The following is a 24,010-nucleotide window of genomic DNA, read 5'->3' as shown; positions in this document are numbered from 1 at the left end:
CCGGCCTGCCGCCGACCCCGCCGATCAAACGGACTGCCGACCCAGCCCGGCCTCCCCCACCAGCCCTGCCGCCCCTACCAGCCCTGCCGCCCCTACCAGCCCGGCCTTCCCGCCCGGCCTCCCCGCCCAGCCGCGCGCACCTCGAGCCCGGCAGCCCGGCAGCCCGCCGACCCGTCAGCCTGTCCAGGCCGTCAGCCCGCCCAGCCGGCCCAGCCGACCGGCCTACCGCCGACCCCGCCGATCAAACCGACTGCCGAACCAGCGCAGCCGCCCCCACCAGCCCAGCCTCCCCACCAAGCTCAGCCGCCCGCACCTCCAGCCCATTCAAATAGGACAGCCCGGCATGAGTCTTCAACGCCCGCCGCACCGGCTCGAACAGCAACTCCCCGGCCTGCGCCACCCCACCCCCGATGACGGCGAGCTCCAGGTCGCACACCGCGGCAGCCCCGGCAACAGCCATCCCGACGGCTTGACCCGCACGGTCGAAGGCCTCCAGCGGAATCTCCTCGCCGGACAGAGCGGCGGCGGCGAGCAGGGCGGCGTCGGCGTGGTCTGGTGCCTGCCAGCCGGCGCGGCGTGCCCAGGCCACCATGCGCGGGCCGCCCGCGATGGTCTCCACACATCCCCTGCCGCCGCACGTGCAGGGTTCGCCGTCGGGTTCCACGACGATGTGGCCGATGTGGCCCGCGTTGCCGGTGCGGCCGTCGAACGGCCGTCCGTCCAGCACCAGGCCGCCGCCTACACCGGTCGACACGACGAGGCCGACCATGAACGTGCTGCCCTGGCCGGCGCCGCGCCAGTGTTCGCCCAGCGCCATGCACACGCCGTCGCCCGCGAGTTCTACCGGGACGCCGGGGAACAGCGACGCCACCGACGACCGCAGCGGGAACTGCTGCCAGGTCGGCACGTTGATCGGCGAGACGGTGCCTGCGGTGGTGTCGACCGGGCCCGCGGAAGCGATGCCCACGCCCGCTACGGCCGAGTCCTGGACCACCTCGGAGATCACCGCGACGACCGCGTCCCAAGGGTTTTCGGACGGCGTCGGCACGCGCGAGGACCGCACCACCGAGCCGAACGGGTCCACCAGGGCGGCGGCGATCTTGGTGCCGCCGAAGTCCAGTGCCAGCACCAGATCAGTCACGGTGAGGCAGCTTAACCAGCCACTTCGAGGCGGATGGGTGCAGTGGTGCGGACCAGGTCGCCCGCGGCCACGCGCACGACGGCCGCCCACGTGTCCGGCGTGGCCCACGCGGGCGCCGAGAGCGTGAAGTCGAGCGACAGCCGGCCCTGGCCCGGCAATAACCCGCTGACGCAGAACGGCCCGGCGAACTCCCACGAGGAGCGCGGCGACAGCAACCGGGCCTGAACCGGCAGGTCACCGTGAGCGCCGGAGGCCAGCACGACGCGCACCGACGCCGATTCCCCCGGCTTGACCGACACCACGGCCGGCGACGAGGCCACCCACAGCACCTCGACGGGCTCGTCGCCGTCCCACTCCGGCACGGTCAGCAGCGCCACGTCGTAGACGTCGAAGGGCAGCCCCTCCAACGTGGCGCGCACCGGATGGCAGCCAGGGATCCGCGGCGGCACCAGGCGCACCTCGGCCGACACGTGACCACCGGCCGGCAGCGACACCGGTAACGAGTCCCACGACGCCGACCAGCCGTCGGGCAGCGTGAGCCGGACGACGCCGGAGAACGCCGGGCCGTCCGACACGGCCACCACGCGCAGCCGGGTCGGGCCGAGCACCTCCAGGTGGACGTTCGCGGGCAGGCCGCCCAACGGGGCGGGCTCGTGCAGCCAGTAGCGCGCGAACACCGGGGTCACGGCAGGTGCGACGGGTCCCAGCGGCGGTCCGGCCAACGCCAGTCGCGGCGCCACGGACGGCAAGGTGCCGCTGGAAGGGCTGCGTGAGCCGAGCACGGCGTACAAAGACGAAGGCCCCAGGTGCCCGACCTCGTTCCACAGCGTGAAGGCCGTGGAGCCGACCATCCTCTCGCCGACCTCGCTGTGCCACACGCTCACCGGCCCGACCAGCCGAGGCGCTTCCAGCGCAGGACCGTCAACGGCGACAAGAGAAGCGATCGGGTCGTACGACAGGACGTAGTGAGTGGACGCGATCTCGGTGCCGTAGCCGCGCTTCCAGCCGTGATCGATGTCGTCCTCGACCAACGAGTAGGTGCGCCATCCGCGCGCGGGCACGTCACGCGCCAAGAACGTCACGGTCACGCCGTCCACCAACGTCGGCAGCACAACGCCGTCGGACTCCACGTGCACGTTGCGCTCGAACGGCAGGTGCACCGACACGACGTCGGTGCACGCCGAGGACGACGGGTTCCACACGACCACCGAAGAGTCCACAGTGGACGTCAAGGCCGCGAGCGACCGCGAGATGACGTCGGACTGCAGGTCGAAGGCCTCCCGCGGGTGCGCCACCGCAGCGCGTGAGAGCGCGGCGGCAGGATATGCAGCCCCGGTCAGCCGAGCCGCGTGCGAAGCGAACACTGCAGCAGGCGAGTCGTCCACAGGTGCGGGCGGCACGGGCACAGACCCGCGCACGTAGTAGTCACGCGGCAACGAGCAGGTCACCCGCGGCCACGTGTAGCGCGCGCTCCAGTCGTGGTGGATCGCGGTCACCCACGGGTTCGGACCCTCACGATCGGAACCGATCGGCAACATCACGTGCGGCGCGACAACCCCCGACCGCGACTCCAGGAACGAGGCGTAGACCAACCGCTCGGCCTCGGCCAGCGACGAGGCCGCCAGCGACGGCCCGGACGGCAGCGAGGACAGCAACGGCGCCACACCGACCACATTGGACTCGGACCCGACGACCTCGACCCGGCCCTCGGAGATCAGCCGCAGCAGCAACGAGCGGTGCTGCGGAAACGTGTCCCAGTACGGCTGCAGCAACTCGACCGACGTCACCGCGAACCGGTAGGCGGGATCGGTCAGCGCCAGGTCCAGATGGGCGCGCACGGCGGGGAACGGCGCGTCGCCCGCGACGTGCCCGACGAGGTGCACCGTCCATCCCGGCGAGCCCACGACCAGCGAGAACGTGCACGACTCCTCGCCGGCGGCCGACCGCACGACGGCCTGCGCGGGCACCACGGCACCGGGCGGGTGCTCGGACACGTCGATGGCGAGCTCGTAGCCGAACGGCCCCGGCACCAGCGAGCCGCCGTGCCGCGGCGAGTGCAGGCCGGGCCCGGACACGTGCGCATGCACCGGTCCGGCCACTGTCGGCGAGGTCAGCCGCACCACCTGCAGCAGGGCGGTCCGAGGTCCGACGAACAGCTCGGTGGACTCGGCGGCGATCACCGGACGATCGCACCACTGTTCACCAGGCGGCGAAATACCCCGATGGTGGCGTTCTACCTCTTCAGCATCCGGGTCAGGCCGGCCGCCACGGTCGTCGCCAGGATCCAGCCCGTCACGATCAGCCCGGACGCGATCCACTGCGACGCGCCCGGCGTCTGCCAGCGGTTCTTGTTGCCGAAGTCGACGATCGGCACCACCAGGTCGATCGTGTAGAGCCAGGCGTTCCACGGCAGGTGGTCGTCGTCGTTGATCTCGGTCAACGGTCCCTGGACCTGGAACCAGATGCTGCCGACGACCCACGCCGCGATCAGCCATCCCAGCGCCCGCGCCGGCCGGTAGCCGTAGCCGACCATCGACCGTTGCAGGAAGCTCCACACCAGCACCAGCGGACCGAAGAACCGCATGCCCTCGGCGACCGCGCGGTACCGCAGGCGTTGCTTCTCGATCAGCACGGTCGACGCGTGCTCCTCGTTGCCGGCCGCGGTCAGCATCTCCGCGAACTGGTCGTACGGGCGCGGGTGGTAGCTGCGCCGCATCGCCTGCCGCAGCCAGCGCAGCCGCTGCTGCACCTGGTCGTCGTCGCGCAGGTCGATCGGATAGGCGAGCGAGTCGTAGCGGAAGTCGTCGAGGTCGATGAAACCCGTGGCGTTCCAGAAGTTCTCGTTGTCGTTCAACGACGTGCAGCGCGCCTGGCGCAGCGTCACGAGGCCCTTGGGCGGCGACACGACGTTGAGCATCAGCTCCTGCACCTGCATGCCCATGGCGTTCAACGCGTGGCTGTCGAGTTTGTAGCCGAGCACCGCGCCGTTGAAGTTCGCCATCCGGCCGATCACCGCGCGACGGCACCGCACGCCGCCATGCGCGACGAACTCCTTGTCGCCGCGCGCGCAGATGAGGTCACGGCCGATGGTGGCGCCACCGATGTCGAGCGACGGCTTCTCCCGCGGCTGGTGCCGGTACTTGCCCGGCTTGATCAACCGGCTGCCGCGCAGGTCGAGGTTCGCGCCGACGGTGATGCCGCGCAGCTCCAGCCCGCCGGCGACGTCCGACTCGCGCACCACGAAGTTGCTGCCGATCTGGGAACGGTTGGCCAGCACGGCATCCGCGGCCGGATTGTCCACAGTGGCCCGTTCGATGGTGATGCTGCCGCGCACGTGCGTGTCGACCATGCGTAGCTGGCCCTTGATCCGCACGCCACGGCCGACGACGTCGCCGCCGATCTCCGCGCCGTCGACGTGCAACGCGCGGCCAGAGCCGGTCGGGTCGGTGCCGGCCGACGGCGGCGACACGGCGTCCAGCACGGCTTCTGCCAGCGAGAACGTGCCGCCGATCTTCGCGTTCACCGCGCGGATCGTGCCCTGGCTGGTGAAGCCGCGGTCGAGCTGCAGGTCACCGGACACGTCCACCCGGTCGAGGAAGAGCGTGGCGGACGGGTCGGCGTGCGGGTCGCTGGAGGCCGTGAAGTCCGGCCCGCGCGAGAGCGTCGCGCCACTTAAAGACAGCGTCGAACTGATCCGCGCGTTCGCCAGGAACACCACCCCGTGCGAGGTGAACGCGCCGAGGAAGTTGCCGCCGACCTGCATGCCGTTGCCGTTCAACGTGAAGCCGTCGGCGTTCTCCAGCACCGCGCTGCCGAGGTTGACGTTGCCGCCGATGCGCGCGCCCGCGAGCCGCACCTCGCCCTCGGTGACGATGCCGAACCCGAGCAACGCGCCCGCGACCGTCAGCCGGTCGCCGTGCACGCACAGCCCGCCCGGCACGCTGAACCTGGTGTCCCGCAACAGGACCGAGCCCGCGATCTCGGCGTCGGTGAAGTCCGTCAGGCCCGAGACGCGGCAGTCGAGCAGCGACACGTCGTTGCCACTGCTGAGGTTGCGCGCCTCGAGACCGGGCAGGTCGCAGTCGGTGAACGAGATGCCCGCCAGGTTCGCCTGCCGCAGGTCCGGCGCCGCCTCGAACTGGCAGCGCTCGAACTCCAGCACGTAGGGCACCTCGACCGCACGCAGGTCGAGTACGTCGGTGACCACCCGGTCCACCACGCGGATGACGGGCGGGGTGCTCGGCTTGCGCCGAGGCAACCTCCACCCGCCACCACCAGAGTTGTCGTTCTCCCCCAACAGCCCCCGCAGCACGTCCGCCGCGGCGACCTTCCCCCTCGCCATGCAGCTAGACCGGGTCGCTCGGACCGTGGTGCGTCGGGTCGAGCACGCGCGCCAGGAACTCCTGCGTGCGCGGCTCCTGCGGGTTGCCGATCACCTCGGCCGCCGGACCCTCCTCGACGATGTAGCCGCCGTCCATGAAGATCACCTTGTCGGCGACCTCGCGGGCGAACTGCATCTCGTGCGTCACGACCAGCATCGTCATGCCCTCGTCGGCGAGCTGGCGCATCACGCCCAGCACGTCACCGACGAGCTCGGGGTCGAGCGCCGAGGTGGGCTCGTCGAACAGCATCACGTCGGGGTCCATCGACAGCGCGCGGGCGATCGCCACGCGTTGCTGCTGGCCACCGGAGAGCTGCGCGGGCATCGAGTTGGCCTTCTCCAGCAGGCCGACCCGCTCCAGGTTGCGCAGGGCGATCTCCTGCGCCTCCTTCTCGCCGCGCTTGAGCACCTTGCGCTGCGCGACGGTGAGGTTCGCGAGGACGTTCAGGTGCGAGAACAGGTTGAACGACTGGAAGACCATGCCGATCTTCGTGCGCGCCAGGTCGATGTCGACGTCCTGGTCGGTCAGCTCGACGCCGTTGACGACGATCTTGCCGTCGTTCGGCTCCTCCAGCAGGTTCACGCAGCGCAGCAGCGTCGACTTGCCCGAACCGGAGGGGCCGATGATGCAGACCACGTCACCGCGGTTGACCGTGACGTCGAGGCCCTTGAGGACGTCCAGCGAGCCGAACGACTTCTTCAGCCCGGTGATCTCAACGGAAATCTCGCTCACAGGACGGACACCTTCTTTCCGCCGGAGCGGCGCTCCAGGTACCTCGACAGGTACCCGAGAGGCAACGTGATGATCAGGTAGCACAGACCGACGACGAGGATCGGGGTGAGCGACGGGCTGCGGCTCAGCGTCTCCCGCCCGAACTTCGTCAGCTCGTACTGGTCACGGGCGAGCCCGATGATGTAGATCAGCGAGGAGTCCTTGGTCAGCAGGATCAGCTCGTTGGTCAGCGGCGGCAGGATGATCCGGAAGGCCTGCGGGATCACGATGGTGATCATCGCGCGGCCCTGCGACATGCCCAGCGAGCGCGCGGCTTCGACCTGCCCCTTCGGCACGGCCTGGATGCCGGCGCGGATGGTCTCGGCCATGTAGGCGGCACCGACGATGCCGAGCGCCAGCATGACCGTGGAGTAGATGTCGAACTGGAGCTGGAACGCGAGCGGCACACCGAACGCCAGGCCGATGAACACCAGCAGTGCCGGGATGCCGCGGAAGAACTCGATGTAGATGGTCGCGATCCACCGGTACGGCGCGATCGACGAGAGCTTCATCAACGCGAGGACGAGCCCGAGCGCGAGGCCGAACGCGAAGCCGAGTGCGGTGTAGATGAGGGTGTTCTTCAACGCGATGGTGATGACGTTGGGGAACATGTCCCCCATCGTCTTGAAGTTGAAGAACGCGGTGCGGATCTGCTCCCAGTCGGCGAAGAACGCGATCACCAGGGCGGCGACGACGAGCAGCGTGTACTGCGAGTACCGGAAGTATTCGGCCCGCTTGCGCTTGGACAGCGCCATGGTACGACTCCTAGCGGATGTGGTTCGGACGCGAACGGGGCGGCGTCGTCCGCCGCCCCGTCAGCTCAGATCGCTACTTCTTCTCCGGCTTCTTGCCGAACCACTTCTCGTAGATCTCGTCGTACTTGCCGCTGTCCTTGGCCTTCTTCAGGACCTCGTTGATCTTGGCCAGCAGCGCGGTGTTGCCCTTCTTCACGCCGATGCCGTACTGCTCGTTCGTGTCGAACTCGGCGGAGACGGCGGTGTCCGGGAACTCCTTGACGTAGTCGAGGAGCACGCCGTTGTCGTTGATCGCGGCATCGACGGCGCCGGTGCGCACGGCGGTCTCCATCAGCGGGAGGTCCTCGAACTGGATGACCTCGTAGCCGTTGGCGGCCTTGTTGTCGTTGGCGTAGATCTCACCGGTGGTGTCCTGCTGGACACCGATCTTCTTGCCCTTGAGGTCCGCCAGCGACTTGATCGGCGAGTCCTTCTTGACCAGCAGCGCCTGCGAGGCCTCGAAGTAGGGGTCGGAGAAGTCCATCCCCTGCTTGCGTTCTTCCTTGATCGTCATACCCGCCGCGGCGAGGTCACACTGGTTCGCGTTGAAGCTCGCGCCAGACGTGATCGTCTCGAACTGGGTGTCGAAGATCTCCTGCTTGACCTTCAGTTCCTCGGCGATCAGATCGACCAGATCGACGTCGAAACCGACGGTCTTGTCACCATCGGTGTACTGGAACGGCTTGTAGGACAGGTGGGTACAGGTGACGAGCTTGCCTTCCTTGACAAGCTTGATCCCACCGTCGGTGGTGCCACCGCCGCTGTTGGTGCTCGTCGCGCATCCGGCGAGCGCGGTCAGCGCAAGGGCCGCTGCGGGCAGTAGGGCGAGCACGTGCCTGGGTCGACGAGCCACTGCGTCACTCCTCGTAACTGTCGCGGACGAGTGAACGGGATCCTGCCACTCGGTTGACGCGGAGGACAGCACGTGGGTGTTACAGGCCACTGCCTTGCAATGATTTTGCGTCAAATCAGTCTTTCAGGCACAGAATCTTGCGTGATTTAGGCCAGATCACACAACGTCTTCACGTATTGCGCACGAATGATAACCATCCGCGAGCGTGTCCTTGATCAGGATTTGATCACGACAGCGCTGGTCAGCGTGTTCTCTCGGCCAGCAGGCCCGCCACCAGAGCGGTCCAGCCGGTCTGGTGGGTGGCGCCGAGGCCCTCACCCGTGTCCCCGTCGAAGTACTCGCTGAAGGTGACGTGCCTGCGCCAAAGAGGTGACTCGGAGGCCTCGATCCGCTTGCCGTCCGACGGCCGGCGCCCGTCGTGGTCGGGCAGGAAGAGCCCGACGAGCCGGTCGCTCAGCTCGTCCGCGACCTGGCCCGCAGTGACCCAGCGTCCGGAGTGCGTCGGCATCTCGACCTGGAACATGCCGTCGTGGAACGCGCAGACCGTGCGGAGCGCCTCCACCAGCAGCGCGTTCGTGGGCAACCAGACCGGGCCGCGCCAGTTCGAGTTGCCGCCGAACATCGGCGTGTGCGACTCGCCCGGCTCGTAGCCCATGCGGTGGTCCTGGCCCGCGACGCTGACCTCCAGGCCCTCGCGGTGTGCGGCACTGAGCGAGCGGATCCCGTGCGGCGACAGGAACTCCTGCTCGTCGAGCATCCGGTGCAGCACGCGCTTGAGCTTGCCCTCGTCGAGCAACGACACGAACGCGCCGCGCTCGTAGTGGAACGTGATGAACTGCCGCAGTTCGGGCCGCCGTTTGAGCAGGTGCTCCAGCCGGCTCGTGAACCCCTGCAGCTCTTCGAGCACCCACGGTTCGAGAACAGCGCCGGCCAGCAACGGGATGAGGCCGACCATCGACCGCACGCGCACCGGCTCGGACTCGACCTCGCCGTCGGGACGGCGCCGCGAGACGCGGTCGTAGCAGAAGCCGTCCTCGTCGTGCCAGATGCCGCCGCCGTGCGACCCGAAGTGCGTGAACGCCTCCGCGATCGACAGGAAGTGCTCGACGAACTTCGTGGCAACGTCCTCATAGGACTCGTCGTCGCGCGCCAGCTCCAGCGCGATCTGCATGAGATGCAGGCTGTACGCGGCCATCCACGACGTCGCGTCGGACTGCTCCAGCCGCCACTCGCCCAGCATCGGCTCGGACCGGTTGACCGGCCCGATGTTGTCCATGCCGAGGAACCCGCCCTCGAACAGGTAACTGCCGCCGGCGTCCTTGCGGTTGACCCACCAGGAGAAGTTGAGCAGCAGCTTGTGGAAGATCTTGGCGAGGAACCCGCGGTCCCTGCTGCCGTCCGCGCGGTAGACCTGCAACGCCGCCCACGCGTGCACCGGCGGGTTGACGTCGCCGAACTCCCACTCGTAGGCGGGAATCTGGCCGTTCGGATGCATCATCCACTCACGGCAGAACAGCAGCAGCTGCTCCTTCGCGAACGCCGGGTCGACCAGCGTGAACGGGACGGTGTGGAACGCGAGGTCCCACGCCGCGAACCACGGGTACTCCCACTCGTCCGGCATCGAGATCACGTCGGCGACGTCGAGATGCCGCCAGTGCACGTTGCGCGCCTCGGGCGTACGTCTGGAACTGGGCGCCTCGGGCTTCGTCGGGTCGCCGTCGAGCCAGTCGCGCGTGCGGAACCGGTAGTGCTGCTTCGTCCACATGAGACCCGCGAGCGCGCGCCGCAGCACGTGCCTCTCCTCGGGCCTGGTCTGCGGCGCGATGGCGTCGTGGAACTCGTCGGCCTCGATCTTCCGCCGCGCCATGGTCTCTTCGAAGCTCGGCCCGAACGGGTCCAGGTGCCCGTCGCCGCCGACGAGCCGCAGCCGGACCGTCACCGTCTCGCCCGGCTCCACTGGGTCGAACGAGTACCAGGCCGCGAACTTGGTGCCCGCCACCCCGGCGTCGTCCGGCCCCACCACCTGACAACTGCTCGTGCTGCCACGCACCACGTAGTCGCAGATGCCGTCCTTGGTCCACGGCGACGGGTTGCGCTCGGCGCCGAAGAGCGACACCTCGTTGGTCTCGTTGTCCGTCATGAGCATCGACGGCGAGTCGTCCAGATGCAGCGTGTACCGGCCGAGGTTGCCGTGGTCAGCCGTGACCTTGCGTCCGGCCGTGGTGCTCGCAACGAGCTGACACGGCCGTTGGTCCCGGCCCCACGCCCACGTGTTGCGGAACCACAGCTGCGGCAGAAGGTGCAACGGCGCGTCCTCGGGCCCGTGGTTCGTCGCACTGATCTCGATGCAGATGTCGTCCGTCTCGGCCTTCGCGTAGGTGACCTGGACGTCGAAGAACCGGTTCTCGTCGAGCACGCCGGTATCCGAGAGCTCGGGCTCGCGGTTCTCCCGCCCGGCGTTGCGCGCCATCTCGCGCAGCTGCTCGTAGGGGAACTCGCGCTGCGGATACCGGTAGACGACCTGCATCCAGGAGTGGGTGGGCGTCCCGTCGGTCACCCACCAGTGCTCCTTGACGTCCTCACCGTGGTTGCCCTCGTCGTTGGTGAGGCCGAAGTACCGCTCCTTGAGGATCGGATCCCTGCCGTTCCACAGGGCGACGGCGAAGTTCATGAACCCGTGCACGTCGCAGATGCCGGCGATGCCGTCCTCGCCCCACCGGTAGGCACGCGAACGGGCGTGGTCGAACGGGAACGACGCCCACGCGTCACCCTCGGGCGAGTAGTCCTCGCGGACCGTGCCCCACTGGCGACCCGAGAGGTACGGCCCCCACAGCCGCCACGGCGAAGTCGGTGTGTCCGACTTCGCGAGACGCGCCCGTTCCGCATGTTCGCCCATCGGCCCAGTGTGGGATATGGGGTCGGACGGCTGGTGGGGCCCAGGCCTCGGCTGAGTCGTACCTCACTAAAAGCCGGGTCAGGACTGCTTCGAGTGCGAGTCGAGGACGAGCGCCACGGCCTCGGTGACCCGAGCCGCGTGCGCCAGGTGCAGCCACTCGTCGGGCACGTGGCAGTTGGAGTCCGGTCCGATCACCCCGGTCACCACGAACTGGGCGTCCGGGTAGGCCTCGTGCAGCAGCCCCATGAACGGGATCGAGCCGCCCAGCGACACGGTCCGCCACGGCGCGCCGAAGACCTCCTTGCTCGCCTCGTCCAGGACGGAGGACAGCCAGGGTGCCAGCTCGGGCGCGTTCCAGCCGTCGGCCGACTCGACGCGGGAGAGCTCCACGGTCGCGTTGTAGGGCACGTCGGTGGTCAGCTTCTCGCGCACCGCCTCCAGTGCGGTGGCGGACGAAACCGTTGGCGGCAGCCGGAACGACAGCACCAGGGTCGTGAACGGGCGCAGCACGTTGCCCGCGTCGTCCGGCAGCGGCAGGCCCTCGGCGCCGGTGAAGGACAGGGTCGGCCGCCACCCGGAGTTGAGCGCCAGCTCCACCTCGTCGTCGGACATCGGCTGCAGGTCGCCGACGCGCGGCACCGCACCCCACAGGGCGCCCGGCGCGGCCTCGACGGCCTCGCGGACCTCGGCCAGCCGGCCCGCCGGGATCTCGACGTGCATCTCCGGCACGAGGATCTCGCCGGTCTCCGAGTTCTCCAGCCGGTCCAGCAGCACCCGCGCGATCCGGAACGACGACGGCACGATGCCGGACGCCATACCGGAGTGCAGGCCGCCGTCCAGCACGCGGACGGTCATCGTGACCTGCACCATCCCGCGCAGCGACGTCGTCAGCCACATGCGGTCGTAGTCGGAACCGCCCGAGTCCAGGCAGACCACCAACGACACCTGGCCCAACCGTGCAGACAGGTGCTCCAGGTACGCGGGCAGGTCGGGCGAACCCGACTCCTCGCCGGTCTCCAGCAGCACGACGCAACGGGCGTGCGAACCGCCGGCGGCACGCACGGCCTCGATGGCGGCGATTGCGGCATATCCGGAGTAACCGTCATCGGCCGCGCCACGGCCGTAGAGACGTCCGTCACGCAGAACCGGGGTCCACGGACCGAGGCCTTCGCTCCAACCGCCCACCGGCGGCTGCTTGTCGAGGTGTCCGTAGAGCAACACCGTGTCGTCGGACGCGTTACCGGATGCGGGCACGTCGACCATCAGAAGCGGCGTACGTCCCGCCAGTTGGACGACCTCCAGCACTGCTCCGGGAAGCGCACGTGACTCGATCCAGAGGCGTACGTGCTCGATCGCGGCGGCCAGTTCGCCGTGTTCTTCCCAGGCGGGATCGAACGCGGGCGAGATCGCCGGCACGGCGACGAGCTGAGACAGGCTCGGGACGATGTCGTCGTCCCAGAGCGCCCTGACAGTGCTGGTCACAAGTGAGCGGTCCACCTCTCGATCCTGTCACGACTCCGCCTCCGCTCGCGCCCGTAGCCTCTTACGCAGAGACCCGCCGCTAAGTTAACGATCGGTAACCGGGACACCGTCGTCCGGTAATCGGACGGCCTAGTCGGAGGACAAAAGGTCGAACCTCCGACTGTTGTCGCTGATCAGAACGTTGACTTGTGTGTTACGAAGTGGGACGGGTCTCACCAACTCGGGTGAGGCCGTGTCAGGATGTGGTCGTAAGCCACCGTCACCGTCGACGGCTGCCTCCGGCCCCACAGGGTCAGCGGCGACCGCCGGCGTCGCCGCACGAGATCGTCACGAGCGATCAGGCGGTCGGAGAAGACAGAGGAGAAGGCGCATGTCGTCCCCTGAGCAATGGACGCACCCTGAGCCGGACGCAGCGCCGGCCGCCACTGCCGCAAAACCGACAGCGGAACAGGTGATCGCAGGCTTGCGTGCGACTGACGAGGGCGGCGCCGACCTGGTGCAGCTCCTCACCCCTGAGGGCGAGCGGGTCACGCACCCCGACTTCGACATCGACATCTCGGCGGAGGAGCTGCGCGGCCTGTACCGCGACATGGTCCTGATCCGCCGCGTCGACCGCGAGGCGAACGCGCTGCAGCGCAAGGGCCAGCTCGGCATCTGGGTGCCGCTGCTCGGTCAGGAGGCAGCGCAGATCGGTTCCGGCCGCGCGATGCGTCCGACCGACATGGCGTTCCCGAGCTACCGCGAGCACGGCATCGCGTGGACGCGCGGGATCAACCCGACGGAGCTGCTCGGCATCTTCCGCGGCACCGACCAGGGCACGTGGGACCCGGTCGAGAAGCGCTTCCACCCGTACACGATCGTCATCGGCAACCAGGTCCTCAACGCGGCCGGGTACGCGATGGGCCAGAAGTTCGACGGCAAGGTCGGCGACGACGACGGCGAAGCCACGATGTGCTTCTTCGGCGACGGCGCCACCAGCCAGGGTGACGTGCACGAGGGCTTCGTGTGGGCGGCGGTCTACGACGCGCCGCTGGTCTTCTTCTGCCAGAACAACCAGTGGGCCATCTCCGAGCCCACCGAGCGCCAGTCGCGCCTGCCGCTGTACCAGCGCGCCCGCGGCTACGGCTTCCCCGGCATCCGCGTCGACGGCAACGACGTCCTCGCGACGCTCGCCGTCACGAGGTGGGCGCTGGACGAGTGCCGCCACGGCAACGGCCCGATCCTGATCGAGGCGTTCACCTACCGGATGGACGCGCACACCACCTCCGACGACCCGACGCGCTACCGGCTGTCGGACGAGCTGGAGATGTGGAAGCTCAAGGACCCGATCGAGCGCGTGAAGGTCTACCTGGTCAAGCAGCAGTGGGCCGACAGCGAGTTCTTCGAGAGCGTCGAGGCTGACGCCGACAAGCTGGGCGAGGAGCTGCGGGAGTTCTGTACGAACATGCCCGATCCGCCCGCTGAACGGATCTTCAGCAACGTCTACGCGGAGGGGAACCCCAACCTCGAAGCGCAGCGCGACGAATTCCTCGGCTACGTCTCGGGTTTTGCTGGAGGTGAGCACTGATGGCTGCTCCGACCATGGACCGTTCCACGGCTGCTGCCCCGGCTTCCCCGGTGCAGACGCTCACGATCTCCAAGGCGCTCAACATGGGCTTGCGGGCGGCCATGGAGGCCAACCCCAAGGTCATCATGATGGGCGAGGACATCGGCAAGCTCGGCGGTGTCTTCCGAATTACCGACGGTCTGCAGAAGGACTTCGGTGAGCAGCGCGTGCTCGACACGCCGCTCGCGGAGTCCGGCATCATCGGCACCGCCGTCGGCCTCGCGATCCGCGGCTACCGCCCGGTGTGCGAGATCCAGTTCGACGGCTTCATCTTCCCCGGCTTCGACCAGATCGTGTCGCAGGTCGCGAAGCTGCACTACCGCACCCAGGGCAAGATCAAGCTGCCCATCGTGATCCGCGTGCCGTTCGGTGGCGGCATCGGTGCGGTCGAGCACCACTCGGAGTCCCCGGAGTCGTACTTCGCGCACACCGCCGGCCTCAAGGTCGTCTCGTGCTCGAACCCGGCCGACGCGTACTGGATGATCCAGCAGGCGATCGACAGCGACGACCCGGTGCTGTTCTTCGAGCCCAAGCGCCGTTACTACGAGAAGGGCGAGGTCGACACCACGGCCCAGCCCGGCAAGCTGTTCGAGTCGCGCGTGCTGCGGCCCGGCACGGACGCGACGCTGGTGGCCTACGGCCCGATGGTCCGCACCTCTCTCGACGCCGCGAACGCGGCCGCAGAGGACGGCACCTCGCTGGAGGTCATCGACCTGCGCACGCTGTCGCCGCTGGACCTCGCACCGGTCTACGACTCGGTACGCCGCACCGGCCGGCTGGTCGTCGTGTCCGAGGCGCCGTCCGAGTCCTCGATCGCCAGCGAGATTGCGGCCAAGGTCCAGCAGGAGTGCTTCTACTCCTTGCAGGCACCGGTGCTGCGGGTGACCGGTTTCGACACCCCGTACCCGCCGTCGAAGCTCGAGGAGGAGTTCCTCCCCGACCTCGACCGGGTGCTGCACGCCGTCGACCGCTCTCTCGCCTGGTAAGGGGACAACCGGAAATGCCGCAGTACAAGCAATTCCCCCTGCCGGACACGGCAGAGGGACTGACCGAGGCCGACATTCTCACCTGGCACGTGAAGCCGGGTGACACCGTCAAGGTCAACCAGATCATCGTCGAGATCGAGACGGCCAAGGCCGCCGTCGAGCTGCCGTGCCCGTGGGCGGGCGTCGTGACCGAGCTCCTCGCGGAGCCCGGCCAGACCGTCGAGGTCGGCGTCCCGATCATCACGATCGACACCGACCCCGGTGGCGCGGCCGCACCCGCGCCGGCCCCCGTCGCGGCGGAGGCGAACGGCACCTCGTCCGGCAAGATCGGCGAGGAGATGCCGGGCGGGCGCATCGCGACGCTCGTCGGCTACGGCCCGAAGTCCGGTACGGCCAAGCGTCGCGCCCGCAAGGACACGCCCGCCGCCGCACCGGCCGCAGCCGTCGCGGCCCCGCCCGCTCCTGCTCCGGTCGTGGCACCCCCGGCTCCCGTCGTGGTCGCCGCTCCGGTGCAGACGCCGGGCGGATACGTGCCGCTGGCCAAGCCGCCGGTGCGCAAGCTGGCCAAGGACCTCGGCGTCGACCTGCACGCGCTCACGGGCTCCGGCCCGAACGGCGTGATCACGCGGGAGGACGTCGAAACCGCTGTCGCAGCACCGGCTGCCGCTCCTGCGCAGTCCGTTGTGGACAACGGCTCGCGCGAACGCCGGGTGCCCATCAAGGGCGTCCGCAAGGCGACCGCGCAGGCGATGGTGGACAGCGCGTTCACCGCACCGCACGTCACCGAGTTCCTGACGGTCGACGTCACACCGATGATGGAACTGCGCGCACGCCTGAAGAACGCGCCGGAGTTCCGCGGCGTGAAGCTGACGCCCCTCGCGTTCTGTGCGAAGGCGATCATCCTCGCGGCCCGTCGCACGCCGGACGTCAACGCGACGTGGGACGCGGCGGCGAACGAGATCGTCTACAAGGACTACGTCCACCTGGGCATCGCGGCCGCAACGCCGCGCGGCCTGGTCGTGCCGAAGGTCCGCGACGCCGACCGGATGTCGTTGAAGGGACTGGCGATCGCGCTCGACGAGCTCGCCACGGTCGCCCGTGAGGGCAAGACGTCGCCGGCCGACATGATGAACGGCACCATCACGATCACCAACGTCGGCGTCTTCGGCGTCGACACCGGTACGCCGATCCTCAACCCCGGTGAGTCCGCGATCCTCGCGCTGGGCGCGATCCGCGACATGCCGTGGGTGGTCGACGGCGAGATCAAGATCCGCAAGATCTGCCAGCTCGCGCTCTCCTTCGACCACCGCGTGGTCGACGGTCAGCAGGGCTCGCAGTTCCTGGCCGACGTCGGCGCGCTGCTGGCCGAGCCGGGCATCGCGATGACCTACTGAGAGAACTCGGTATGTGAGGGCCCGCGGATCGTCGATCCGCGGGCCCTTTCGTTCGACCTATGTGTGTCAACGCTCGAACTGAGGGGACACACAGCTATGCGCAAGCGACTGTCTTTGCTGATCGCCGCGAGCCTGCTCGCGGGCCCGGCCGGGGTGGCCCAGGCCGGTGAGAACAGCCTGGTGCGCACCGATGCCGGTCCGGTGCGCGGCACCGTTGCCGCAGATCACCAGCTCTACCAGGGGATTCCGTACGCGGCAGCGCCGGTGGGCGAGCTGCGATGGCGTTCGCCGCGGCCGGTCACGCCGTGGACGACGCCGCGTGACGCGACCAAGCCCGGCCCGGCCTGCGCGCAGTCGCCCGGCGCCGGTTCTCCGAGCAGCACCGAGGACTGCCTGTACCTCAACGTGACCACGCCTTCGCGGCACGGCCGCAAGCCGGTCATGGTGTGGATCCACGGCGGCGGCAACAGCTACATGTCCGCCGAGGGTTTCGGTGCGCGCCGCCTGGCCGCGCAGGGCGACGTCGTGGTCGTGACCATCAACTTCCGGTTGGGCTTCTTCGGTTTCTACGGCCACCCGGACCTGCCCGACTCGGGTGCCTACGGCATCGAGGACCAGCAGGCGGCCCTGCGGTGGGTGCAGCGCAACGCCTCCGCGTTCGGCGGAGACCCGCGCAACATCACGATCTTCGGTGAGTCGGGCGGCGCGTTCGACGTGTGCGCGCACCTGACCTCACCTCTGTCGCGCGGTCTGTTCCAGCGGGCCATCGCACAGAGCGGCGGCTGCTCCACCACGTGGCCCGCCAACGGAACCATTCACGGCCTGCCGGCCAGCGGCCCGTGGATCACGAAGTCCGCAGCGCAGTCCGACGCCGTAGCGGTGGCGACGCAGCTCGGCTGTTCCGACGTCGCGTGCCTGCGATCGTTGCCCGCCACGGCTTTCACCGCGATCGACCGTGGTCCGACGCCCGTCGTGATCGGCAACCGGGTGCTGCCCGTGCACCCCGTCGACGCGCTGCGGTCGGGCCGGTTCAACCGCGTGCCGGTGATCTGGGGCAACACCCGTGACGAGGGCAGGCTGACGGCGGCGACCGTGCCGGAACCGTTCGACTACCTGGGTCTGCTGGAACAGGCGTTCGGTGCCGGGAAGGCCGCCAAGATCGCCGCCGAGTATCCGCCGAGCGCCTACGAGTCTGCACGTGTGGCGTACGGCGCCGTTCTCACCGACAGCGTGTGGGCCTGCACACAGCTCGCTGACGACAAACTGCTCTCACGGCACACGCCGACGTACGGCTTCGAGTTCGCTGACCGCACGGCACCGCTCGGCTACTTCAAGGACCTCTTCCCCGAGGGCTTCCCGCCCGGCGCGTCGCACGGGTCCGAGCTCGCGTACCTGTTCGACATCGTGACGTTCGACCTCAACCCGGACCAACAGCGGCTCGCGTCGAGGATGATCCGCGACTGGACGACGTTCGCCCGCACTGGCAACCCCGGCTGGTCCCGGTACCGCTCCGGCAACGTCCAGTCGTACTCGCTCGACCGCGTGGGTCAGACCAACGCGCTGACGACGCACAACTGTTCGTTCTGGGCCACGATCGGTTAATCCGGTTTGACTCTCCAGCTACTGGAGACTGCAGAGTTGTCCCCGTGACGCGCTACCAGATCGGTGAGCTGGCCAGGATGACCGGACTCACCGTCCGCACCATCAGGTTCTACTCCGACTCGGGCCTCATCCCGCCCACGGACAGAACCGCGGGTGGGTACCGCACCTACGACGCCGAGGCGCTGGCCAGGCTGAAGCTCGTCCGCACCCTGCGAGATCTGGGCGTGGACCTGCCGACCGCCGGCCGCGTCCTCGCGCGTGAGGTGTCGGTGACGGACGTGGCGCGTGCACACGCGGAAGCGATCGACGCGCAAATGAAGACGTTGCGGCTGCGCCGCGCCGTCCTGCGCGCCGTCGCCAAGGGAGGGGAGATGGAACTGATGAACGAGTTGGCACGCATGTCGGACGAGGAGCGCCAGCGGATCCTCGACGACTTCTTCGAGGAGGTGTTCGGGCCCTACGAGCTGGATCCGCAGTTCGAGCAGCACATGCGATCCGTGCGGATCGAGCTGCCGGACGACCCGTCGACCGAGCAGTTGGAAGCGTGGGTCGAGCTCGCGAAGCTCGTGCAGGACCCGGACTTCCGCGCGGCGGTCAAGCGGATGTCCCAGCAGCACGAGGAAAAGCGTCGCGCAGGGGCGGACATGGGCCCGCCAGGGGACGGCCAGATGGAGGCGTTCAACTTCGCGATCGCCCAGGCGCGTGAGGCTCTCGACGCGGGCATCGCGCCGGAGTCCGCCGAAGCCCGCGAGGTCGTGGACCGCGTGAACGCCAACTGGGCGGAGGCGCTGGGCCTGCCGAACGACGACAGCCTCGTCGAACGGCTGCGCGAGCTTTCCGACTTCGCAGACCCGCGTGCCGAGCGGTACTGGGTCCTGATCGCGAGGATCAACGGCTGGCCCGCCATGCCGGACCACTTGCGCGAGCGCGCCTGGCTGCGCGAAGCCGGCCAGCCGTTCGGCTAGATCGCCCTTGTGACGGGAACCAGCTGGGCGCCCAGCTCGTTTCCGTGGCAACGAAGGGGGATCGTCATGTCTGCTCTGTTCGACATTCTCGGGGGCGTGCTCGCCGAGGCGTTCGGTCCGTCCGGCGAAGACCACTCGCGCGGGGACGGTGACGTCTTCCTGGACGGCGAGTGGCACGAGGGCGAGCTGTTCTTCGGCCCCACCAAGATCATCTGGGACGAGCGGATCGTCTTCAGCAACGAGGAGGGTCGCGTCGAGCAGATCATCGACCACGACCCGCCGCACCCGAACTTCGTGGTGCTGCACTTCCGCCGGCCCAAGGACGTGGTGCTGCTCGCCGTGCACCGCCGCGAACTCACGCGAGTGGGCGCCGTCCTGCAGCTACCGCTCTAGCGGTTCTCCCGGATTCGTAACGCGCTCGACGCGACCCTGGACATTTACCGCGCCATAACCACAAGCCGAGACGGTGTCGTACGTGGCCCGCCGGCTCAGGGGAACGGCGGGCCACTTCTCCGGCGTTGACCGGTCCTACCTGATCTGCATGCCCGAGATCGCCCGCGACACGACGAGCCGCTGGATCTCCGACGTCCCCTCGAAGATGGTGAAGATCTTCGAGTCCCGGTGCATCCGCTCCACCGGGTGCTCCCGCGTGTACCCGGCCCCACCGAGGATGTGGATCGCCCGCTCGGTCGCCCACACCGACACCTCGGACGCCTTGAGCTTCGACATCGACCCCTCACCCGCGGTGAACGGCACGTTGTTGCGGCCCATCCAGGCCGCCCGCCACACGAGCAGCCGCGCGGCGTCGATCTCCATCCGCATGTTCGCTAGGTCGAACGCGATCGACTGGTTCTCGATGATCTTGCGCCCGAACGCCTCGCGGTCCTTCGCGTAGTCGAGGGAGTACTCGTAGGCGGCGCGGGCGACGCCGACTGCCATCGCGCCGACGGTCGGGCGCGTGGTCTCGAACGTCGCCATCGCTGCCTGGCCGCCGGACTTCTGGCCTTCGCGGGCACGGGCCAGGCGTGCTTCGACTCGTTCGCGGCCGCCGAGCACGCACCGGCCGGGCACGCGCACGTCGTCGAGGAACACGTCGGCCGTGTGGGAGGCGCGCATGCCGTGCTTCTTGATCTTGCCGGGGGACGACAGGCCGGGGGTGCCGGGCGGGATGATGAACCCCGCCTGGCCGCGCGACCCCAGTGACGGGTCCAGCACGGCGGTCACGACGTGCACGTTCGCGATGCCGCCGTTGGTGGCCCAGGCCTTCTGGCCGTTGATCACCCACTCGTCGGTGGCCTCGTCGTAGCGCGCGCGAGTTCGATAACCGGCCACGTCGGAGCCCGCCTGGGGTTCTGAGGCGCAGAACGCGGCCAGTTTCGGGTCGCTCTCGTCGCCGAAGCACTCCGGTACCCACTCGGCCAGCTGCTCGGGCTCACCGGACGCGAAGATGCCCGCCACGGCGAGGCCGGTGCCCATCAGGGCCAATGCGATTCCGGCATCGCCCCAGAAGAGTTCCTCGGTCGCGATCGGCAGCGACAGGCCGATCGGGTCGGCGAACCAGGTCGCGAGGGCCTCGAAGCCGTAGAGGCCGATCTTCGCCGCCTCCTGGATCACCGGCCACGGCGTCTCCTCGCGCTCGTCCCACTCGGAGGCCGCCGGCCTGATCACGTCACGAGCGAAGCCGTGCACCCAGTCGCGCAGGTCGGTCTGGTCTTCGTTCAGTTCGAGCGAGAAGCCACCCACAGGAAGTCTCCTAAGCCTTCGGGATGTTGAACAGGCTCATGAACCCGGCCGCGAACCCCAGGTCGCCCTTCACCTTCAGCTTGCCCGTCATGAACAGCACGGGTGCGGAGGCGTTGCCGGTCGCGAGCTTCAGGAAGTCGGCGGGTGTCAGCGTCACGATGGCACGGGCCTCGCGCGTCACGCCCTTGTTGATGGTGCACTCGGCGTTCTCGATGATGGCCTCGTAGACGTCTTCCAGCACGTGGAAGTGCACGACCGCGCGAGTCGCTCCGGCCCGGTCCGAACGGAAGTGGACCTCCATCCGGCGGAACACCTCGTCCAGCACGCGTACGCGCAAAGAAGGATCGGCGACGACGGCCTCGATCTGGTCCTTCGAGGCGCGCGAGATGATGCGGGCGAAGTTGGACGGGTCCATCTTCGCCAGGTCGAGGTCGGCGCCGCCGTCGGCCAGCGCGCCCAGGGCGTTCAGCAACGCCGCGAAGTCGTCCCTGCCGAGCTTCTTCGGGTCGATGCCGCGGGCGACGACGTCGATGTTCACCTCGGCCAGCGCCGGGTCGTCCGGCGAGATCTGCTGCAACGTGCTGATCAGCTCGGCCGGGCTGAGCTTCGCGATCGCCTCGGTGGTGAGGTCGAGCGTCATGGACAACACCTCCTGGTACCTACTCGCGAGTAAGACTACTGGTGAGTAGATAGGGCGGCAAGCCGATCGGATAATCTTGCCGCTCCGAACCGAGGGGTAATGATGCGCACAGAAGGTCGAGCCAAGCGCTTGCCACGCGCCGTGCGTGAGCGGCAGATCATGGATGCCGCCGTCGACGTGTTCTCGCGGCTCGGCTTCTACTCGGCCTCCATGGACGAGATCTCCGAGGTCGCGGGCATCTCCAAGCCGATGCTCTACGCCTACCTGGGCTCGAAGGAGGAGCTGTTCGCGACGTGCATCCGGCGCGAGGCCACCCGCATGATGGAGGCCATCGCGACGGGCGTCGAGCCCGACCAGGAACCGGACGTGCAGCTGTGGAGCGGCCTGCGGGCGTTCTTCGGGTTCGTCGGCGAGAACCGGGCGAGCTGGATGGTGCTGCACCGGCAGGCGTCCACGCAGGGCGGGCCGTTCGCGATCGAGCTCACGGACATGCGCGGCCGGGCGGTGTCACTGGTCGCGGCGCTGCTCACCCAGTCCACGAAGGCGCCCGCGACCAAGCTGGAGGCCGAGTCGCTGGCCGCCGCGCTGGTCGGGGCCGGCGAGTCGCTCGCGGACTGGTGGCTCGACCACCCCGAGGAACCGGCCGGCGTCGTCGCGGCCCGCCTCATGAACCTCGTCTGGATGGGCTTCGGCGACCTGGTCGACGGCAACGTCTGGCATCCACCGTCACGTCGCTGAGCCGACCAGGTGGGGCCCCCTGCCCCACACGGCGAACTCCCAGCCATCAGCACCCTCGGTGGCCGAGAACTCGACGCGACCGGGGATGAACAGCGGCTTCTTGAACCGGACGGCGACCGTCACGGCCTCGGGAAGTCGCCCCTCCAGCGCGGCCACACAACGAGCCTTCGTCCACATCCCGTGCGCGATCGCGCGCTTGAAGCCGAACAGCCTGGCGCTCAACGGGTGCAGGTGGATCGGGTTGCGGTCGCCGGACGCCGAGCCGTAGCGCCGTCCGATGTCCGCGGGCACCCGCCACACGGCCGACCCGACCGGCCGCTCCAGTTCCTCGCTGGTGCCGGACGCCCCGCCGGTGCGCCGCAGGTACGTCGAAACCCCTTCCCAGACACCGGAAACCGACGTCACCACGTCGACCTGCGTGCCCTGCGGATGAGGCCGCAGATCGCGCGCGGACACCGTGATCTCCAACGGCTCGTCCAACGTCAGCAGACGCGACTGCGTGATCCGGTTCGCGACGTGCACGAGGCCCGGCAACGGAAAGGGGAACCCGGCGCCGGACATCAGCTTCATCTGCAACGGAAAGCCCAGCACGTGCGGATAGGTCAGCGGCAACGCGTCGCGCAACCCGAACCCGCACACCGCGTTGTACGCCGCCAGGTGCTTCAGCGACACGTCGACCGTGGCCGAAACCGGTTGGGCGGCAAGCGTTTCCCCGCGCCGGAACGACGTCAGGGCGGCACTGAGCAAGATCATTTTGGGCGACATCAGGCCCCCAGGAGCATCTGGCCGCACACCCGCACGACGTTCCCGTTCACGCCACCGGATCCCGGCGCCGCGAACCACGCCACGGTCTCCGCGACGTCGGCGGGCAACCCGCCCTGCGACAGGCTGTTCATCCGCCGCCCGACCTCACGCGTCGCGAACGGCACCGCCGCGGTCATCTTCGTCTCGATGAAACCGGGCGCCACGGCGTTGATCGTGGCCCCCCGAGCAGCGAGTACGGGCGCGAGTGTCCGCACCATCCCGATCACGCCGGCCTTCGAGGTGGCGTAGTTGGTCTGGCCGACGTTGCCCGCGATGCCGGCGATCGACGACACCCCGACGATCCGCCCGCCGGTGCGCAGCACATCGCCGTCCAGCAGCGCGTCGTTCACCCGCTCCTGGCAGGCGAGGTTGACCTCCAGCACCGCGTCCCACTGCGAGGAGTCCATGCGCGCCAACGTCTTGTCGCGCGTGATGCCCGCGTTGTGCACGACGACGTCGACGCCGCCGTGCCGTTCCATCAGGTACGAGGTGAGTCGAGCGGGATCGCCGGTGATGTCGAGCTGCAACGCCGACCCGCCGGCGGAGTTCGCGACCTTCGACAGCTCGTCCCCGGCGGCGGGGACGTCGAGGCACACCACGTGCGCGCCGTCACGGGCGAGAGTGGCCACGATCGCCGCACCGATGCCCCGCGAGGCACCCGTGACCAGCGCGACCTTGCCGTCCAGCGTGCCTGCAGGCGAGTTCCCGGACACGTGGACGACCTGCCCGGACACGTACGCGGACCGCCCGGACAGCAGGAACCGCAGCGTCGACTCGACTCCATCCTCGGCGCCGTCCGCCACGTAGACGAGGTTGGCCGTGCCGCCCCGCCGCAGCTCCTTGCCGACCGACCGCACGAACCCTTCGAGGGCCCGCTGCGCCACGGAGTCCGGCGACCGTCCGATGACGATCACCCGCCCGCACGGCCCGAGCTGCGTGATCGCCGGGTGGAAGAAGTCGTGCAGCTGCCGCAGGTCCGCGACGGACGCGATCTCGGACGCGTCGAACACCAGCGCGCCGTACGGGGCGCTGCCTGTTTCCAGCTGCTTCAGAAAGGGCAGCCGGGAAGCACCACCGACCAGCACGGGTGTGGCCAGTGCGGCGTCGCGGCGAAGTGGATACGGGTTCGGCAGGCCGAGCCTGCGCACGAGCTGGCGCCCCAGCCCCGACGTTGCGAACTTCTGGTACCTGTCCACGTCACATAACCTACTCG

Annotated in this window: 19 protein-coding genes; 7 read left to right on the top strand and 12 right to left on the bottom strand. The window is 68.9% G+C overall.

Translation table 11 applies throughout. The features are described 5' to 3' along the window. Window positions 1-241: 241 nt before the first annotated feature. From BLR21_RS15530 to BLR21_RS15495, 8 genes are all read right to left on the bottom strand, one after another. The gene (locus BLR21_RS15530; protein WP_090006554.1) at window positions 242-1,141 is read right to left on the bottom strand and encodes an ROK family protein; all 900 of its coding nucleotides are present in this window, start codon (window positions 1,139-1,141) and stop codon (window positions 242-244) included. An 11-nt stretch (window positions 1,142-1,152) separates the two neighbouring features. Further along, window positions 1,153-3,321, bottom strand: a complete 2,169-nt coding sequence (locus tag BLR21_RS15525) for an NEW3 domain-containing protein (RefSeq protein ID WP_090006553.1) — start codon at window positions 3,319-3,321, stop codon at window positions 1,153-1,155. Between the two features lie 53 nt (window positions 3,322-3,374). Continuing rightward, window positions 3,375-5,483 carry a hypothetical protein gene (locus BLR21_RS15520; protein WP_090006552.1) on the bottom strand — a complete coding sequence of 703 codons (2,109 nt, stop codon included), beginning with the start codon at window positions 5,481-5,483 and terminating at the stop codon, window positions 3,375-3,377. Between the two features lie 4 nt (window positions 5,484-5,487). Further along, window positions 5,488-6,255: an amino acid ABC transporter ATP-binding protein gene (locus BLR21_RS15515; protein ID WP_090006551.1), complete on the bottom strand. Its 768-nt coding sequence runs from the start codon at window positions 6,253-6,255 to the stop codon at window positions 5,488-5,490. Then, the gene (locus tag BLR21_RS15510; protein ID WP_090006550.1) at window positions 6,252-7,049 is read right to left on the bottom strand and encodes an amino acid ABC transporter permease; all 798 of its coding nucleotides are present in this window, start codon (window positions 7,047-7,049) and stop codon (window positions 6,252-6,254) included. The genes BLR21_RS15515 and BLR21_RS15510 overlap by 4 nt, the downstream gene beginning before the upstream one ends. Window positions 7,050-7,122: 73 nt before the next feature. Further along, the gene (locus BLR21_RS15505) at window positions 7,123-7,941 is read right to left on the bottom strand and encodes a basic amino acid ABC transporter substrate-binding protein (protein WP_090006549.1); all 819 of its coding nucleotides are present in this window, start codon (window positions 7,939-7,941) and stop codon (window positions 7,123-7,125) included. 241 nt (window positions 7,942-8,182) lie between these two features. After that, entirely contained in the window at window positions 8,183-10,837 is a 2,655-nt protein-coding gene (locus BLR21_RS15500; protein ID WP_090006548.1) for an MGH1-like glycoside hydrolase domain-containing protein, read from the bottom strand. A gap of 78 nt (window positions 10,838-10,915) precedes the next feature. After that, complete coding sequence (locus tag BLR21_RS15495; protein ID WP_256334701.1) at window positions 10,916-12,319, bottom strand: M20/M25/M40 family metallo-hydrolase; 1,404 nt, start codon at window positions 12,317-12,319, stop codon at window positions 10,916-10,918. 370 nt (window positions 12,320-12,689) lie between these two features. Between BLR21_RS15495 and pdhA the strand changes: the two genes are divergently transcribed. From pdhA to BLR21_RS15465, 6 genes are all read left to right on the top strand, one after another. Then, a complete protein-coding gene (pdhA, locus tag BLR21_RS15490; protein WP_090006546.1) occupies window positions 12,690-13,886 on the top strand; it encodes a pyruvate dehydrogenase (acetyl-transferring) E1 component subunit alpha in 1,197 nt (398 codons plus the stop codon). Beyond that, the gene (locus BLR21_RS15485) at window positions 13,886-14,911 is read left to right on the top strand and encodes an alpha-ketoacid dehydrogenase subunit beta (RefSeq protein WP_030480099.1); all 1,026 of its coding nucleotides are present in this window, start codon (window positions 13,886-13,888) and stop codon (window positions 14,909-14,911) included. The genes pdhA and BLR21_RS15485 overlap by 1 nt, the downstream gene beginning before the upstream one ends. 14 nt (window positions 14,912-14,925) lie before the next feature. Continuing rightward, window positions 14,926-16,305, top strand: coding sequence for a dihydrolipoamide acetyltransferase family protein (locus BLR21_RS15480; RefSeq protein WP_090006545.1), 1,380 nt, complete (start codon window positions 14,926-14,928; stop codon window positions 16,303-16,305). Window positions 16,306-16,401: 96 nt separating this feature from the next. Next, window positions 16,402-17,907: a carboxylesterase/lipase family protein gene (locus BLR21_RS15475; protein ID WP_090006544.1), complete on the top strand. Its 1,506-nt coding sequence runs from the start codon at window positions 16,402-16,404 to the stop codon at window positions 17,905-17,907. Between the two features lie 44 nt (window positions 17,908-17,951). Then, window positions 17,952-18,872: a helix-turn-helix domain-containing protein gene (locus BLR21_RS15470; RefSeq protein WP_090006543.1), complete on the top strand. Its 921-nt coding sequence runs from the start codon at window positions 17,952-17,954 to the stop codon at window positions 18,870-18,872. Between the two features lie 66 nt (window positions 18,873-18,938). Then, on the top strand, window positions 18,939-19,265 hold the full coding sequence (locus BLR21_RS15465) for a hypothetical protein (protein WP_090006542.1): 327 nt from the start codon (window positions 18,939-18,941) through the stop codon (window positions 19,263-19,265). A gap of 135 nt (window positions 19,266-19,400) precedes the next feature. Here BLR21_RS15465 and BLR21_RS15460 read toward each other — a convergent pair whose 3' ends face one another. Both BLR21_RS15460 and BLR21_RS15455 read right to left on the bottom strand, forming a co-directional pair. Beyond that, window positions 19,401-20,615: an acyl-CoA dehydrogenase family protein gene (locus BLR21_RS15460; RefSeq protein ID WP_090006541.1), complete on the bottom strand. Its 1,215-nt coding sequence runs from the start codon at window positions 20,613-20,615 to the stop codon at window positions 19,401-19,403. Between the two features lie 10 nt (window positions 20,616-20,625). Then, on the bottom strand, window positions 20,626-21,255 hold the full coding sequence (locus BLR21_RS15455) for an SCP2 sterol-binding domain-containing protein (RefSeq protein ID WP_090006540.1): 630 nt from the start codon (window positions 21,253-21,255) through the stop codon (window positions 20,626-20,628). A 99-nt stretch (window positions 21,256-21,354) separates the two neighbouring features. On the opposite strand from BLR21_RS15455, the gene BLR21_RS15450 reads away from it, so the two are divergent. Further along, window positions 21,355-21,993: a TetR/AcrR family transcriptional regulator gene (locus BLR21_RS15450; RefSeq protein WP_090006539.1), complete on the top strand. Its 639-nt coding sequence runs from the start codon at window positions 21,355-21,357 to the stop codon at window positions 21,991-21,993. Here the strand turns inward: BLR21_RS15450 and BLR21_RS15445 are convergent. Continuing rightward, window positions 21,982-22,746 carry a MaoC family dehydratase gene (locus BLR21_RS15445; RefSeq protein WP_256334699.1) on the bottom strand — a complete coding sequence of 255 codons (765 nt, stop codon included), beginning with the start codon at window positions 22,744-22,746 and terminating at the stop codon, window positions 21,982-21,984. The two genes, BLR21_RS15450 and BLR21_RS15445, sit on opposite strands and share 12 nt — an antisense overlap. A gap of 11 nt (window positions 22,747-22,757) precedes the next feature. Next, window positions 22,758-23,993, bottom strand: a complete 1,236-nt coding sequence (locus BLR21_RS15440; RefSeq protein ID WP_090006537.1) for a 3-oxoacyl-ACP reductase — start codon at window positions 23,991-23,993, stop codon at window positions 22,758-22,760. Between the last annotated feature and the right edge of the window lie 17 nt (window positions 23,994-24,010).

The sequence above is a fragment of the Lentzea albidocapillata subsp. violacea genome (assembly GCF_900100275.1).
Classification (GTDB): domain Bacteria; phylum Actinomycetota; class Actinomycetes; order Mycobacteriales; family Pseudonocardiaceae; genus Lentzea; species Lentzea violacea.
The sequence above is the reverse complement of the archived record's forward strand: the minus strand, read 5'-3'. Positions and strand labels throughout refer to the sequence as shown.